Raw genomic sequence first — 14,117 nt, forward strand, 5'->3', positions numbered from 1 at the left:
GCTGCGCTAGCAGCTTCGCCACAAGGCTTGGGTTCATTGAATATTACAAGATTTCTGGAGTAAGCTCCTTGAGCTACGAATGGCTCGCGCTATTAGCAGCGGCCCTATGGGCCCTCACCAGCTTAATTTCGGTCACTCCCAGCCGTCAACTTGGCGCCTTCGCCTATAGTCGCTGGCGGATGGGTTTAGTCAGCCTAATGTTGGCCACTGCAACTTTAGTTAATAACAACTGGCAGAACATCAGCTTCGAACAAGCAGCCTTGTTTGCCCTCTCGGGATTTATTGGGGTATTTGTTGGTGACACCGCCCTGTTTGCCTGTATGAATCGACTCGGGCCGCGTCGGGCCAGCCTATTATTTGCCTGCCATGCCGCTTTTTCCGCTTTCTTAGGAGTTTACTTATTTAACGAACAGCTATCGGGTTGGCCCTTAGTGGGGGCTGCAAGTTTATTTCTCGGGGTTATTCTGGCGGTAAGCTTCGGCCGTAAAGCCAATCAACATAGCTGGGAAAAGATCAATGGTCCGGTGAGTATCGCGCTATTGCTGGGTTTGAGTGCGGCGCTTTGTCAAAGCATCGGCACCGTGATGCTAAAGCCGCTATTAAGCGCCAGCGCGGCCCACCCGGTCGACCCCATCGCCGCCTCAACGCTACGGATGCTCAGCGCTTTTACTGCGCATATGTTGTTATACTTTGCAGCCTATAAACTGGCGCGCGCCCATAAGCCACTCACCCCAAGATTATTTATGATGATTGCCAGCAATGGTTTTCTCGCCATGGCAGTAGGCATGACCCTGATGCTGTTTGCGCTACGCAATGGCGATGTTTCTGTGGTGGCGCTCTTGTCCTCCAGCTCGCCAATCTTAGTCTTGCCGCTACTCTGGATCTACACCAAACAAGCCCCCACCTATTCGGCATGGGCGAGCGCCGCACTGTGTGTGGTAGGTAGTAGTTTACTGATTTTTGGCTAGTGATTGGCTACCGAAAACACCGGCAAATGGGCGATCCGCTGCCGAATAAAAAATACCTGCTGCTGATATAGTGCAGAATCACTCGACTGATAAATTTTCAGGAATTGTTGTTCGCTGAGTCCCTCGCTTAAGTCATCGACCCGAGGAAATAAATCTTGCTCGGCGCTGGCTTGGCGCATTGCCTGCAAAAATGCTTGAGTCTTGGCTAAGCTAGTAGCCGTTTGCGCAAACTGAATGCCGGTAAAATCGGCCGCCAAATCAGCAAAACTAAAGCCACTGCCACCAGCCACAGAATCAAATAGCTCTTTAAATTCCCCTATCGAGGCACTAAAACCTTGCTCTGCCGCCATCCGCAGGCCTGCCGAATAGCTAAAGTGCAATAGCAAATCACGGCGTCCCGCTAAACGAACATTACTGGGCGCAGGCACAAACGGCAGCTCAAGCGAAAAACGTTTCAGCAATAAACTTCGCAAGCTTCCTTCACTAAAAAACAGGCTTACCGCCCAAATCATCGCTTGTTGCTCGACTAACAGCGAACCTCTCTGCCCGCGCAAGGCGACGTCAAAGCTTAAAGGATAGAGATAATCAAACAATGAAACCTCCATCTGCCCCGCATACTGCTGACCTAACAAGGCCAACTTATGATAGTAGTAGGCAATTGGCAGGCCAATGGTTTGTGGTTGTTGCCATTGACTGAATGATTGATAGGCCTTGATGAGCGTTTGGCGAACATTCGCCTGTGCAGTCACCTGTAAGCGCAATGCATGCTGATCAATCTGCGGGACACTCATGTGACTGACTAGCGCCTTCAAAGGCAGCTCAGGAAAGTAGCGCTCACTTAGCCACAATAAAGCCACAAACACTGGCTGTGCAGGCAAGCTTAAGTCCCCTAGAGTTAGCTCAGCCAATTGCAAACCTTGGCTGGATGGGAGCAGACTAACTTGAAGATTCAAATAACGGCCAAACCACTGTGCGGGTAGAGTAATCGTTGCCCGCAGTCGCAATTGTTCTGCTTGAAGTTGTGTCTCAACATTGATCTGGCTAAAAGCACGTGAGCTTAATCGGCTTAGCGCCTGCAGTTGCTGTGAAGATAACAAAATATCAACTGGCTGGCTGGCATCGCCGAGTCGCTGCATATTCTCTTGCAATAAATGCTTAACATCCGCCACTTGCTGTGGGCTCGGCGCTGGTGGAGCAGGAACGCTAGCCAGTGTTGACAGGGCCAACTTCAAGCCAAGCAAACCACTCAACGCTACCAGCAGCAATAAGCTTAATCCCCAGGCCAGCAGCTTCGCCAAGACGGTCATTTAAGCTACCCAGCTTTGCCCAAGGTAAAAGCTGGGCTGCGGCAGCCTATTCGGCTAACCATTGGGCCACATCTTTGGCAAAATAAGTTAAAATACCATCGGCACCAGCGCGCTTAAAGGCCAGCAAAGATTCCAAAACCACTGGACGCTCCTCCAACCAGCCATTGGCAAAAGCAGCCTTATGCATGGCGTATTCACCACTCACCTGATAAGCAAAGGTGGGCAGCGAAAAAGTATCCTTCACCTGACGCACCACATCAAGATAGGGCATGCCCGGCTTCACCATCACCATGTCGGCACCTTCCTCGATATCCAGCGCTACTTCGTGCAAGGCTTCCTGAGTATTGGCGGGATCCATTTGATAGGTCTTCTTATTACCACCTTTTAAGTTGCTGGCGCTACCGAGTGCATCGCGGAACGGGCCATAGTAACCCGAGGCATATTTAGCAGAATAAGCCATGATCATGGTGTTGTGGTAACCCGCTTCTTCCAAGGCTTCGCGGATTGCCCCAATTCGTCCATCCATCATATCCGAAGGTGCCACCACATCAGCCCCCGCGGCGGCTTGGGAAAGCGCCTGCTTGACTAAAACTTCAGTGGTAATGTCATTTTGCACATAGCCCTGCGAATCAATGATCCCGTCTTGTCCATGAGTGGTGAACGGATCAAGCGCCACATCGATCATCACTCCCAGCTCGGGAAAGGCCGCCTTCAAGGCGACAATCGCTCGTTGCGCTATGCCATCTTCGGCATAAGCCTGCTCCGCCAGCAGCGACTTCTGCGCCAGTGGCGTCACCGGAAATAGTGCTACCATCGGCACCCCCAGAGCCACCAGCTGCTCGGCCTCTTTTAATAATAAATCAATCGTAAATCGCTGTACGCCGGGCATCGACGCCACCGCCTCGGTTTGATTTTCACCCTCGATAACAAACATCGGGTAAATCAAATCATCAACCGTTAGTTGATTTTCTGCCACTAAACGGCGGGAAAATTCATGGCGTCGAAGACGACGCATCCGGGTAGCGGGAAAGACTCTTGATACGCTCACTCAGCACTCCTATTTGCTCTGATGATCAAGCGTTACTTTAAGCCCAACTTAGCCGTTCGGCAAGTATGGATTGCATTTACAATCAGCAATGCTTAGCCAGCAATAGCAAACGTCTTCAAGAAAGATAAATCGACCATCCTGCGTAGTTTACTCGATAAATCTGAATCGAAGTTGTGCGGGTCACACATCCTACACCGACCTTAATTAAGATATGCAATAATAAAAATGGTTCACTAAATCGACACACCCGCGAGTGAATTGCAGATCCTGATCGCGAACTATTGGGAAAACGTTTCCACTAAAAAGAATAATTTGCTAAATTGACCGCAAATATGAGCAGCTACGACTTATATTTGGTATTTGGCGATGCTTTGTAACGAAGAGCAGCCTTCGTTATTCAGTTATTTTTGGAGTACAAATGGCCACTATTAAAGACGTCGCCGCCGCAGCCGGTGTTTCTGTTGCCACGGTTTCACGGGTGGTCAACAATGGACCCAAGGTGAGCGCCAAAAATCGTGAGTTAGTAAAAAAAGTGATGCTCGAATTAGGCTATCGACCCAATGCCAATGCCCGAGCGCTAGTCACCCAAACCAACCCCACACTAGGTTTGGTCTTTAGTGAATTAACCGATCCATTTTTTGCTACCTTGGCTGGTGGCGTAGAAAAAATCACCCGTAACCATAACATCCAGCTGTTGATCAGCAATGGTTTAGTCAGTGCCGAGACCGAGAAGCAGGCCATCGAAACGCTTTTAGAACAGCGTTGCCAAGCATTGGTGGTTCATGCCAAGGCCTTGAGTAACCAAACGCTCATCGACTACGCCAACGCTATTCCCGCAATGGTACTGATTAACCGATTCATTCCAGAAATTGCCCATCGCTGTGTCTGGTTAGACAATCAGGCTGGCGGTGAAGCTGCGGCACGTCATTTATTGTCTTTGGGTCATCGCAATATCGCCTGTATCAGCAGTAACTACGATATTGAAGATCCTCGACTTCGTCTTGAAGGGGTAAAAAGTATTCTTGCCGAAAGCAACACGCCCTTAGCAGAGCATGCAATTGCCACGGCAGAACCCAATGAAATCGGCGGTGAAATCGCCGCTCAGAACCTGTTAGCTCGTGGTTTAGATTTGAGCGCCGTGATCGTCTATAACGATGCGATGGCTTCGGGCGTGATCAGCGTATTATGCGATAACGGCTATCGAGTCCCCGAGGATATATCGGTGATTGGTTTCGATGATGTCTTACTGTCCCGCTATCTACGCCCCAAGCTTACTACCATGCGCTATCCGATCGAGATGATGGCAATGGAAGCGGCCGAAATGTCGCTAGCGTTGGCCAATGGCGAGAATGTCGCAGACTTACACAAGTACGTACCAACCCTCGTCAAACGAGACTCGGTTGCGCCACCCCGGACAAACCAAACTTAGCTCGAACTCGGCAACTAACGTGGCTAACCACGCTTAAATCCCTAATTTTCTCGCAGATGATAGTAAACCCTGGCGAAGGCAGTAAACGGCAGCCTTCACCAATAAGTGACGACTGCCAAGAAAACAGTGCAGGCTAACCACGCTTAGATCCCTAATTTGTCACGCAGATTATAGTAAACCGCGCCCAAGGCAGTAAACGGTACCTGTAAATGACGACCGCCAGGAAAACGGTAGTGGCTCAGCGAGGCAAACACATCAAAACGCTGCGCTTGTTCGCTCAGCACTTCTGCCAATAGTTTACCCGCTAAGTGGGTACAACTCAGGCCATGGCCACTGTAACCCTGTAGATAATAAATATTGCTGTCTAAGCGACCGAATTGTGGCATCCGTGAATAGGTCAGTAAGAAGTTACCGGTCCACGCATAGTCAATTTTAAGCCCACGCAACTGCGGAAATAAAGCTTCAAACTTGGGGCGTATTTGCCGCTCGATAGAAGCCAAAGGCTTGGCGCCATATACCACACCGCCACCAAACAATAAGCGTCGATCGGCGGTCAGCCGATAATAATCCAACAAATAATTGCAGTCTTCCACGCAGTAATTTTGCGGCAGTAATTGCTGACACTGCGCTTCACTCAGCGGTTCAGTCGCCACCACCTGAGTGCCACACCGAATCGCCTTATCACTGAGTTTAGGCTCTAATTCCCCGAGGTAAGCATTGCCCGCAAATAACAGATAATTGGCACTCACGCTGCCATGTGTGGTCAACACCTTAGTGACTTCCCCCCTTTGATAAGATATTACTGGCGACTGCTCGTATATTTCACCGCCCAAACTTAATAGGGCTTCAGCCTCACCTAAAGCAAGATTCAAAGGATGAATATGCCCGCCCTTCCTGTCTAATAAACCGCCCACATAGGCCTCGGTCCCCACCACCTGAGCTAACTGCGCTTTATCCAGAAGTTCCAGTTGATGGTTACCAAAGCGTTCCCAATTGGCTTTTTGTTCAATTAAGCCTCTCAATTGCTTGGCGTTATAGGCCGCGAATACCCCACCTTGTTGATAATCACAGGCAATTTGGTAGTCCTGAATACGGGAACGAATAATTTCGCCGCCTTCAAAAATCATCTCATTCAGGGCCTGAGCGGTTTTTTGATCATAGCGCTGTTCAATGACATCCACATCGCGGCTATAGCTATTCACAATTTGTCCGCCATTACGGCCAGTCGCGCCAAAGCCGACCCGAGCAGCTTCTAGCACCACCACATGGAAGCCTTTCTCGGCAAGATGCAGGGCCGAAGACAAGCCACTAAATCCTGCGCCAATGATGCAAACGTCACAGCGAATATCCCGTTGTAACTGAGCAAACTGGCGCGAATGATTAGCCGTTGCTGCATAGTAAGAATCGGTATGTTGTTGCATAGGATCTCCTTAAATCAGGCTTGCTGATGCCGTTCTGCTGCCGCCACGAACTGACTAAATAGGACCTGCGACAAGGGATTTTGCGCCGCTTGCCACTCGGGATGCCATTGCACCGCATAAAAAAACGGGTGCTCAGCTAAGCAATAGGCTTCGATCAGACCGTCTTCGGCAATTGCCTCCAGCTGTAAACCCTCGGCCAACTGGTCAATGCCTTGATTATGTAAAGAATTAACCTCAATTTGCTCAGTGTCGAGCCATTGCGCCAGCTTACCTTGTGGATTTAATTTGAGGGGATGCTGGCTGGCATACTTTACTGCGAAGTCTTTAGTTTCTGGCTCACGATGCTCAATTGCTCCTTCCCGCAGGTAGACCTGGTGATGCAAACTCCCCCCCAGCGCAACATTCATTTCCTGGAAGCCACGACAAATACCAAACACTGGCAAGCCCTGCTGCCGAGAGTAGTCAACAATAGCAAAGGCTAAACGATCGCGCCCCGGGTCGAGCCTTGGTTCATGATGGCTGGCCGCATAAAGTTGCGGATCAACATTAGAGTGACTACCAGTCAGCAAGACCCCATCCAGTTGACTCAGCACGCGATTTAAGGCCGACGCACTTAAATGATGGGGCAGTAAAATTGCACCCGCGCCATACGCGGCTAAGGCATTTAGATAAAACTCATTGACGCTTTGTATTTGATAGGCGTCCTGTTGTTTATGGCAACAAATCACTCCGATTAAAGCTTGTTTTTGATTCGCTTCCACTGCGCACTCCGTTCAGTATTCATTCAATATTTAGCTACAAACTGCCACGAAATAGATTAAATGTAAATTATATTTAACAAATGATAATTTGGCGTGCGAAGTTCCATGCTCCGACTGAGACGAAATTGAGCCCTCAGCCATTCAAAACAAACACCAGCATCTAGGCTTATGGCGTCAACGAGACTTGCTGCTTATGTGCCTCAATAACCGAGTGGCTTAAACCCAGTACGACTTTTTTAACCGCATACGCGCGCATCCCAGCCAACACAAGTGTCGCCACCATCGGGACATTCAGGAAAAGCGAGCATGCGCTGTGAAAAGCTGACACCGTCAATATTCCCCTTAAGCGTTTGGATAATAATCGGCTGTCACTATGGGTTCTCGGCTTGCGTATAGTTGATAAATTCATCGGTATGCTGATCACATTCCACCAACTCCCAAATCGGGCCTCGAAATATGTTTCCTGCTCGGAGCCAATATTGCATATTCAGATAAGTGACAAAATGAGTAACGGTTAACTGTTTGCTATCAGGCAATTGTTGGCTAATGCTGCGCGCCAAGTAATCAACTTTATTGGGCGTCACCCATTCATCGCCTAAACGGTCAATACCATACTGGCAACTCGTCACCAAGTACGAGAGTCCTCGGTTTCACTCTCACTTGCATCCCGCAAATTTTGAGTTGCTAAGTGCCCGCTACCGGTTGCCAGTAAGAGAAGTTGAGCAGAGTTTAAACTTGCACAGGCGTTCAGGCCTAAGCCCATCAGTCAGCTGAATATTTTTTTCATGGTACATTTGGTCCTTCAATGCATATCTCCGTCATCCCTAATGGCTGGGCCTTAGCGCTATAGTTCTGCGGCCAAGCATCCATAAGCCCTGCACTTAAGGCCACAAATCATGCTATTAATCACACAGTCCGCGAGCCAATCAATAGCGACCTAAAGCATTACAAGGTAGAATTAGCTGGCGAAATACCACGAGCAAGAGGCTCTTCTCAACGATGACAGAACAAGTCAGTATCACCATCAGTATTGGCGCTTCGGCTACGCCAGCTCAAAATCAAGCTCACAAGGTCCTGACCCCCAAACCGCCCTTCGATTTACGTAAGATATTCGCCGCCTTCGTGGTACTGGTGGCACTGCTGTTACTGATATGCACGCTGATTTATCGATATTGGCCTCGTGCGCCCGAGGCGCATGCCGGAGCGGCGAGCACGGCACTCATTCAAAGGCCAAACCAAGAAGGTAGCCAGCAAGATCTCAAGTCAGCGGCCACACCACCATCTTCTGCCAATAGTCAGCAGGTTAGCGCAGCAGCAAGCCTCACTGAGCGAACATCCGAATCCGCGCCACAAGCGTCGGTTCAGCTCGAAAGCGTCTCACCACAACTCAAATTAAATCCAGATAACCCAGCCAGCCTTGCCGAGATAAATCATGAGCATGCCGCAGCTCCGCCAGTCGTTGTAACACCAGCGCCAAGCACCAGCCAGCGAGCAACCGGCAAGCCGTCTGCTGCAACAGGACAAATGCCACCCCAGCCAGAGGCCCCTGCGAGCGAGACAGCAGATTTAGCACTGCGAGCAAAGCAAGCGCCAAGCGACGAGCCGACAACCCCACCGCTGACCCACGCTGAGCACCCACCAGCTACGGCTGGCACACCGCCACGGCCGCAGTCAGACAAACGGCTTCGCGCAAACCTGAGTCCAAGCCAGATACCAATGCCCGGCCCTCAGATTGTCGATCTACGAGTCAAACGCGGCCAACTCACCAACGGCATCCGCGCTCGCGAGCCCATCGATCAAGTGCGAGGCGTCTCGCTGGCCCAGCAGCAACAAATTTTCTTATTTCTGGAGCTCTTGAATATGCAAGGGCAAACGCTTGAGGTACGCTGGTATCATCAGCAGCAATTGCAAGCCACGGTAAACTTGGCCATTGGCGGGCAGCGTTGGCGCACCAAGGCCAGTAAACGCTTTGACTCATTCAGTCTGGGACAATGGCAAGTAGTGGTATTTGCACAACAGAAATTACTCTACGAGCAAGACTTCATGGTAGGACCATAATCACACCAGCTATCGGCCACTTTCATTCGATGGTTTAATGCATCCTTCGATTGAAACCCAAAGTGAGTCAATGAAGGCCAATACTTATCATATTAACTCGTTGTTAATATTGAAAAACAACTAAAAATTCAGGTCTTCCTTTAAAGCGAGCTAAAGCAACTGTTCATAAAAGGATTTGTTATAAGCTTGCACTTCCTGAAAGTGCTGATTAAATTAATAACAGAGTCAACGGACAGGACGAACAATGGAACTAGCGCTCATACGTAGTGCCCTCGGCTGGGGTGCAGTGATCAACATCGCAGTACTTATTTATTGGTTTGCTTTTTTAACCCTTGCCCACGATTGGACTTATCAGCTGCATGCCAAGTGGTTTAAGCTTAGTGTCGAAAAATTTGACCGTTTTCACTACCTAGGCTTGGCACTCTATAAAGTCGCCATCATCGCCTTTTATATCGTGCCTTACATCGCCTTAGGTATCGTTTTAGATTAGTCGCTATACAGCACTATCGATTGCGGCTCACTGATCGAATAACCGACCGTGGCCACCCCTTCTACATCCTGAATTTTGGTATGAATGGTACCTTCGACCCACACCGGATCCCAGATATCTTCCAGCTGCACTCCTTGCTTGTAAGTGACATAAACAATCTGGTTCGGTGGTGGTGGTGGATAATGTAAACAAGCGCCGAAATAAGGCACCAATAAGAATGCTTTGATCAACTCACCATCACTCTCTAGAGGCACAATAAATCCAGGAATACGCAGCGTTTTGCCATCCAAGGCCTTATTTACACTCACGTTTAAGTTCTGCTGAACCGGCTGATCTAAAGGCGCATTATGGTCAATCGCTGCGGGAGCAGCTTGTCGCTCACTCTCGGGAATTAATTGCTCCCAAACATCAATGTCTTCGCCATACGCAGCGCTACTCAATAACAGGCCAGCAATAAGCCAATGGTATATTCTCATGTTGTTGCTCCTGACTAAATTTTAATACTCATGCCATCGCTGAGTGAATAACGATAAGCGCGCCATGCCGGTAACAGCCCAGCGATAAAACCAACTCCCATCACTAGCAGCAACAAGTAAGCTTGTTGTAAAGTCGGCCAGCTGAGTACCATATAAAAGCCAAACTGATTGAGTAAAATCGGCTTCGCCAGCGCTAATAATCCATACATACTTACCAAACCCAGCAAGGACCCCAGCACACTCAGTAACAGCGCTTCGATCAATAATAAGGTGAAAATATGCCTTGGCTTCGCGCCCACCGAGCGTAAGATCGCCATTTCACGGCGGCGCTCTTTTAGACTAACCATCAAGGTGGTTAACATGCTCATTAAGCCAGTGATCACCACACAAATCGAGACCGCAAGTAAGGCCGTCTCGGCGATGCTTAAAATACCCCATAACTCTTGCAAAGCCACACCAGGCAAGATCGCGAGTAAAGCCTCTTGTTTCGACTGATTGATTTGCCGTTGCAGACTAAATATTTGCAACTTGGATTTGGTGCCGAGCATCATCGCAGTAATACTGGAAGGCGTTAGTTGTTGTTTGGTAAAAGGCTGTTTTTGCGCGGGCAAATGGATCGCTTCGATGCCAGCCAAAGAAGTAATCACGGTGCGATCGACTGGCGTCCCCGTGGCTTGTAAAATGCCACTCACCACAAAAGGAAATTGCTCGTGATTCACAAAACTCACCGCGGCAATGCCATGCGCGACGACAATTTTATCCCCCAGCCGATACCCCAGCTTTCTAGCAACCTCGGCCCCTAATACCACATCATAAGTATTGCTCAATTCACCGCCTTGCTTAAATTTCAAGGCTTGCTTATTGGCATATTGATAGTGTTCAAAAAAACTATTACTGGTGCCCATCACGCGATAGCCCCGGTGGGAATCGCCCAGAGAGATGGGGATCGCCCACTTGACTGAGGCATTTTGTTGGATATCTAAGTAACTTTGCCAAGATATATTATTGGTAGCATTACCAATACGAAATACCGAATACAACAACAATTGGGTGGGGCCACTGCGAGCACCCACGATCAAGTCAGTGCCAGAGATGGTCGATGCAAAGCTGGACTTGGCCTGAGTTCGTAAATTCTCGACCCCCAGCAACAGGGCCACACTTAAGGCAATGGTGAGCAAGCTCAGCAATACCGTCCCACGCCTCGCCCAAAGGCTATGCCAAGCTAAATTAAGCAGACTCATGTCGACCTCCTAAATTAACCGCAGGCAAGTCAACGACTTGAGTAAAACGCTGCGCTAAATCATGATCATGACTCACCAATAACAGGCTGCTATCACAGTGCTCTAACTCAGCCATCAACAAGTTCATGAAATGTTCTCGATTCACTTTATCAAGCGCCGAAGTGGGTTCATCGGCAATGATTAAGGCTGGTGAACCAATCATCGCTCGTGCCGCTGCCACCCGTTGCTGCTGACCGATACTCAATTGGCCCACCGCTTGATGTAATTGTTTGTCGGGCAATTGCAGGTGGGACAATAAGCGTCGTGCTTCTTCGATAACGCTGGAAGAACGGCTTAAAGCGCGCTGTTTGCGCAACTTCGAAAACTGGCAGGCTAAGGCTACGTTTTCCAAAACTGATAAGTAAGGCAACAAATTGAACTGCTGAAACACATAACCGATATGATCAGCTCGTAATTGATCTCGACCCGCAGAACTGAGGCTATCGCAGTCTTGACCCATAAATCGCAACTGGCCTTGTTGAGGGCTAATCACTCCAGCAATCAAACTCAGCAAGGTCGATTTCCCACAGCCGCTAGGCCCATGAATAAAGGTATGACTCGCAGGCGCAATGCTTAAATGGGGAATATGGATAGCCGGGTGAGTCTCACCCGGCCAAGCAAATACCACCTCATCTAAACACAATAGAGAAGCAGATTCAGGCATCTTATAGGGCTACCTTGTGTTGCTCTGCAGTCACCTCAATCGCAATTTGACCGCGATCGCTAGCGCCTTGAACCAGAATTTTCTGCATCCGAGGGAAGCGCTCAAACCAGTGCAAATTAAAGCTTTGCAACTCCGATAACTGGTGACAGTGAAAATGATAACTGAAAGTCACATCCTGATGACCACTGTGTTCGTGGTCATGGTCATGATCCGCCGCTTCATGTTCGTGCTCGTGCTCATGATCCGCCGCGTCATGTTCGTGCTCATGCTCGTGATCCGCCGCTTCATGTTCGTGCTCATGCTCGTGATCCGCCGCTTCATGTTCGTGCTCATGCTCATGATCCGCCGCTTCATGTTCGTGCTCGTGGTCACTTTGCTGCAAAGCCCCCCACTCTTGACTCAAGCTTTCTAATTCGCAATCGCCGCCATTAAAACTGAACAGTTGCGGAGCATTTTCAATTTGCAGCTTAGCCGCAGCTAAAGCCTGTTGTTCCGCCGCTGTGACAGGGGCGTGCTCAAAACCTAATAAATTATCCGCAGGCGAATGAATTTCAATCGCCAATTCTTCATCACCGGCAGCAAAAAATAATTCAGCAACACCGTGCTGGTGGGCAGATTGCGCATACGTCACGCCACTCAACAGGCCAAAGCCTGCTAACAAAACAGATCTTAATTTCATTGTATATATCCATGGTTAACTAAAAATAAATGTTATTAAATTAGTACCATAGAACAGGTGGCGCGCGCGCAATTGCGCGTAGGGTATGCAGCCAAGTATAACGATAGTTTACCGTTTGATAAGTAATGCCAACCACCGCAAAGGCGATAAATAGAGCACTACTACAAATTGCTGTCGATAATTGGCCAAGGTGAAAACATAGCGGGCAGTGATGCTCGGAATGATGCGGGTTGAGTTTCTCGACTTGGTGTTCGCCCCAGACGAAGGCAAAGGCAAAAACTGACAGGATCAGTAGCCAAGAAACCCTTTGCTGCCAACGACGAATACGCATCACTCTACCTTGTATTCCTTCGCTTCTCGACAAGCTTAAATGCCATCGAGAAGCTTAATTTCATAAGAACTATACTTTCTTATATTTATCACGCCATTGTTAAAGATTAAATACTGACCTTTAATTCCTTGTAATATTCCTGTAACTAATGGATTTTTATCTAAGTTAAAACTACTTATTTTACTCGGGAATTGTTCAACCGGATAACTTAACTCCGTCATCGGCTGGTCATTCAAGGCGGTGATTGAATCGAGTCCATAACGCTCGGCCAAGTCGCTAAGAACGTTGCTAATCTGCGGTAATAAACGCTCTCGTTCGGCAAACAAGTCTAATCGACTCGCGTTTCCTTTCAACATCGTACGCCAATTGGTTTTATCGGCCACTAATTTGGCTAATTCAACTTCCACTAAACCTGATAACTGGCGAGTCGCCACTTGGAAAATAGCCAAAGCCTGAGTCGCACCTTGATCGATCCAACGTGTGGGAATTTGATTATGCCGAGTAATTCCCACCTTCAGCCCAGAGGTATTGGCTAAATAAACATAGTGCGGGATCATACAATTATTTTCGCCCCACTCCGGCTCACGGCAAGTCCCTGCAGCATAGTGACAGGTTTCCGGCTTCATAATGCACATGTCACAGCTGGCCAATTTACGCATACATACAAAACAGTGGCCTTGCGAGTAACTCTTCTTAGTGCCCTTACCGCAATTTCGACACTGAATTTTCCCAGTGAATTCAAACGCGAGAGGCTTACCAATCAGGGGATTTAGGTGTAATTCTTGTTCGCCTAACGGCAAATAATATTGTATCTGCTCGGCCAATACGCCGCGCATTTTTGATAAGTGGCCCTGCATTTCAGAAGTACTCAGATTGGCTCAAAGGTTGAGCAGTGTAATGCAAAGTGAAGGCTTTGTGTAGCGAGCTTAGTAAGGGTAGTTCTCATCACTGCCGAGCAGCTCTATCATCAATTGTCGTAATTCTCCATTGGCGATCAACTGACTCATGCCTAAATCAAAAAGTTTTAGTAAGTCACGCCCTTTTTCATTCGCGACAAAACAAAACTGAGAATTATTCTCTAACACACTATCAATAAAAATAAAATTTGAAGGCTTTGGCATTTTGGTCAATAGCAGTTCTATGTCTTCTCGATACTCGATCACGGCATCCACTCGGCCCAAATTAAGTAAATTTAGCATCTGAAC

16 protein-coding genes are annotated in these 14,117 nt (G+C 48.5%); 4 read left to right on the forward strand and 12 right to left on the reverse strand.

Translation table 11 applies throughout. The features are described 5' to 3' along the window. The first annotated feature begins 68 nt into the window (after positions 1-68). Entirely contained in the window at positions 69-968 is a 900-nt protein-coding gene (locus ACRRS1_RS21660; RefSeq protein ID WP_432468762.1) for an EamA family transporter, read from the forward strand. On the opposite strand, the gene ACRRS1_RS21665 is transcribed toward ACRRS1_RS21660, so the two are convergent. After that, a complete protein-coding gene (locus tag ACRRS1_RS21665; protein WP_432468761.1) occupies positions 965-2,275 on the reverse strand; it encodes a hypothetical protein in 1,311 nt (436 codons plus the stop codon). The genes ACRRS1_RS21660 and ACRRS1_RS21665 overlap by 4 nt on opposite strands. A 46-nt stretch (positions 2,276-2,321) precedes the next feature. After that, a complete protein-coding gene (hemB, locus tag ACRRS1_RS21670; RefSeq protein ID WP_439033362.1) occupies positions 2,322-3,290 on the reverse strand; it encodes a porphobilinogen synthase in 969 nt (322 codons plus the stop codon). A gap of 451 nt (positions 3,291-3,741) precedes the next feature. Here hemB and ACRRS1_RS21675 point away from each other — a divergent pair, with 451 nt between their 5' ends. After that, positions 3,742-4,752, forward strand: coding sequence for a substrate-binding domain-containing protein (locus ACRRS1_RS21675; protein WP_432455438.1), 1,011 nt, complete (start codon positions 3,742-3,744; stop codon positions 4,750-4,752). Between the two features lie 143 nt (positions 4,753-4,895). On the opposite strand, the gene ACRRS1_RS21680 is transcribed toward ACRRS1_RS21675, so the two are convergent. From ACRRS1_RS21680 to ACRRS1_RS21690, 3 genes are all read right to left on the reverse strand, one after another. Then, positions 4,896-6,173 carry an NAD(P)/FAD-dependent oxidoreductase gene (locus ACRRS1_RS21680; protein ID WP_432455437.1) on the reverse strand — a complete coding sequence of 426 codons (1,278 nt, stop codon included), beginning with the start codon at positions 6,171-6,173 and terminating at the stop codon, positions 4,896-4,898. A 14-nt stretch (positions 6,174-6,187) separates the two neighbouring features. Beyond that, positions 6,188-6,934 carry a gamma-glutamyl-gamma-aminobutyrate hydrolase family protein gene (locus ACRRS1_RS21685; RefSeq protein ID WP_432468760.1) on the reverse strand — a complete coding sequence of 249 codons (747 nt, stop codon included), beginning with the start codon at positions 6,932-6,934 and terminating at the stop codon, positions 6,188-6,190. 371 nt (positions 6,935-7,305) lie between these two features. Beyond that, positions 7,306-7,566 (reverse strand): hypothetical protein, encoded by a 261-nt coding sequence (locus ACRRS1_RS21690; RefSeq protein WP_432455435.1) that lies wholly within the window; start codon positions 7,564-7,566, stop codon positions 7,306-7,308. Positions 7,567-7,933: 367 nt separating this feature from the next. On the opposite strand from ACRRS1_RS21690, the gene ACRRS1_RS21695 reads away from it, so the two are divergent. Then, the gene (locus ACRRS1_RS21695) at positions 7,934-8,992 is read left to right on the forward strand and encodes a DUF2914 domain-containing protein (protein ID WP_432468759.1); all 1,059 of its coding nucleotides are present in this window, start codon (positions 7,934-7,936) and stop codon (positions 8,990-8,992) included. Positions 8,993-9,236: 244 nt separating this feature from the next. Then, entirely contained in the window at positions 9,237-9,482 is a 246-nt protein-coding gene (locus ACRRS1_RS21700; protein ID WP_432455433.1) for a DUF6868 family protein, read from the forward strand. Here the strand turns inward: ACRRS1_RS21700 and ACRRS1_RS21705 are convergent. From ACRRS1_RS21705 to ACRRS1_RS21735, 7 genes are all read right to left on the reverse strand, one after another. Continuing rightward, positions 9,479-9,958, reverse strand: coding sequence for a DUF3299 domain-containing protein (locus ACRRS1_RS21705; RefSeq protein WP_432455432.1), 480 nt, complete (start codon positions 9,956-9,958; stop codon positions 9,479-9,481). The genes ACRRS1_RS21700 and ACRRS1_RS21705 overlap by 4 nt on opposite strands. 14 nt (positions 9,959-9,972) lie before the next feature. Further along, the gene (locus tag ACRRS1_RS21710) at positions 9,973-11,199 is read right to left on the reverse strand and encodes an ABC transporter permease (protein ID WP_432455431.1); all 1,227 of its coding nucleotides are present in this window, start codon (positions 11,197-11,199) and stop codon (positions 9,973-9,975) included. Further along, positions 11,186-11,902 carry an ABC transporter ATP-binding protein gene (locus ACRRS1_RS21715; RefSeq protein ID WP_432455430.1) on the reverse strand — a complete coding sequence of 239 codons (717 nt, stop codon included), beginning with the start codon at positions 11,900-11,902 and terminating at the stop codon, positions 11,186-11,188. The genes ACRRS1_RS21710 and ACRRS1_RS21715 overlap by 14 nt, the downstream gene beginning before the upstream one ends. Before the next feature lies 1 nt (position 11,903). After that, complete coding sequence (locus ACRRS1_RS21720; RefSeq protein WP_432468758.1) at positions 11,904-12,581, reverse strand: ZrgA family zinc uptake protein; 678 nt, start codon at positions 12,579-12,581, stop codon at positions 11,904-11,906. Between the two features lie 40 nt (positions 12,582-12,621). Then, positions 12,622-12,912, reverse strand: coding sequence for a hypothetical protein (locus tag ACRRS1_RS21725; RefSeq protein ID WP_432455428.1), 291 nt, complete (start codon positions 12,910-12,912; stop codon positions 12,622-12,624). Between the two features lie 35 nt (positions 12,913-12,947). Then, positions 12,948-13,769: a DUF2797 domain-containing protein gene (locus tag ACRRS1_RS21730; protein ID WP_432455427.1), complete on the reverse strand. Its 822-nt coding sequence runs from the start codon at positions 13,767-13,769 to the stop codon at positions 12,948-12,950. A gap of 69 nt (positions 13,770-13,838) precedes the next feature. Continuing rightward, positions 13,839-14,111: a hypothetical protein gene (locus ACRRS1_RS21735; protein ID WP_432468757.1), complete on the reverse strand. Its 273-nt coding sequence runs from the start codon at positions 14,109-14,111 to the stop codon at positions 13,839-13,841. Positions 14,112-14,117 lie beyond the last annotated feature (6 nt).

It is taken from the genome of Agarivorans sp. Z349TD_8 (genome assembly GCF_050870825.2).
GTDB lineage: Bacteria > Pseudomonadota > Gammaproteobacteria > Enterobacterales > Celerinatantimonadaceae > Agarivorans.